Consider the following 774-nt stretch of genomic DNA (forward strand, 5'->3'; position numbering starts at 1 on the left):
CAGTTCACAACATCAACAGTTAAAGCACTTCCGGCATCGACAACCACGACACCCTTATAGTCCGATAAGCACTTTGAGTAAGCCGCAAGCATCGCAAGACATCGATCGACACCTTGATGCTCTGGAATTTTATAGCCAAATTCGACTTCACCCATACGCTTTACGGAGCGAGCTATATATATAGAAGACACATTAAAACGGCACTTTAATGAATTAATGAGATCTTCGAGCGATCGATTACCGGCAACCGAAGTTACCTGAACCGAGAGATCCTCATCATTNGGCAACTGTTGGCATAGCACATCTAACAGATCCTCTTGCAACTCTGCGCCGCGACCAAATACCCTATCACCATCAAACACTCGCCATTTAGCTCTAGTATTCCCAACGTCTAATTGCAGAATCATATTGGACGCACACTCACTTCACCTGAATGAAACACCTTCACTCCATCATCTACCTTTAACTGCAATCCGCCCTGCAAATCAACACCTAAAGCAACGCCCTCTACATCAGGCCCAATCACTTTCACTGAACGATTTTTTAGCGCATCAAACTTTCCATACTCATCGACATATGCCTCAAACCCTTTTTCTCTAAAAATCGACATATTATTCAGCAGGCTCTCCAATAACCGACCCGCCAATTCATTTCTTTCAACGTCTACATGCTGAGCGATCGCAGTCCAAGGCTGATCAATTTGACTTGCCTGACGTTCACTCATGCTCACATTCATTCCTATACCAATGGTTACCAGCCAGCTACCGGTAGCCT

1 protein-coding gene and 1 pseudogene are annotated in these 774 nt (G+C 44.8%); both read right to left on the reverse strand.

The annotated features are described in order from the left end of the window. On the reverse strand, window positions 1-407 hold a 407-nt coding region (locus A3738_RS09530; protein WP_156504153.1), incomplete at its 3' end, for a type III pantothenate kinase. After that, a pseudogene (locus A3738_RS09535) lies at window positions 404-774 on the reverse strand (hypothetical protein); the annotation flags it as partial. The pseudogene A3738_RS09535 and the gene A3738_RS09530, both read right to left, overlap by 4 nt.

The sequence above is a fragment of the Oleiphilus sp. HI0066 genome (assembly GCF_001635725.1).